This window comes from Vibrio sp. 378 (genome assembly GCF_033339435.1).
Genome location: NZ_JAWOUO010000537.1, coordinates 1 through 708, shown reverse-complemented (window position 1 = coordinate 708; position 708 = coordinate 1). Strand labels below are relative to the sequence as shown.

The window sequence follows — 708 nt, the reverse complement described above, 5'->3', positions numbered from 1 at the left end:
CTACCTGCTATAGTCCGCTGATAAGGACGCACTACATTAGTCACCCAAAGCTGATTTAGATGATCTTTCGAGCCGCTTTCTGCAAACTTAACCGATTCCTGTGACAACTCTCCCAACCATTGATTAAACGGTTTTGGTAAGAGATCTTTTGCTCTAGCAAAGGAGGCAGCAACATCCTGAGTCACCGTTCCATCCAATATGCTTTTGTAAGCAATTTTTTGATTGTTGCCAGAGCTAGACAAATCAGATAAGTACGAACGCAAATTCACCATCGCTTGCTGAATATCATCAAAGTCTTGTTCACTAAGTCGTAAGATTTCGGTGAAATGGGATTCAACTTCTTTACCTGGTAGAGCAACATTAAATCCATTCTCTTCAGGCAAATACATATCGAGTTTGTCTGCCGTATTAGAAAACTTCACTTTTGCAACCTTTCCTGCGACTTCCGTTGCTGCCTTTTGATTTTCCGATAACGTTACTTTCGATAACCCCACTTCCTTTTGTATTGCACGCAGAAGTGATTCAATTGGTCTTTCTACACCGGATAAAACTCTTGATTGCTCTGTTGCTAAAGCCAAACTCGGAGCTTGTTTAAGCTGAACATCCTCTATCAGAGTTTTCCACTCATTGACATAATCTTGATAATAGCGGGCTTGAACCCCCTGAATAGCACTATCATGATCAATTTCATGAGCTTTAAGATCATCC

1 protein-coding gene is annotated in these 708 nt (G+C 40.8%); it reads right to left on the bottom strand.

Going from position 1 to position 708, the window contains the following annotated elements; all coding sequences use genetic code 11:
• On the bottom strand, positions 1-708 hold a 708-nt coding region (locus R7Q48_RS27395), incomplete at both ends, for an ImcF-related family protein (protein WP_318133410.1).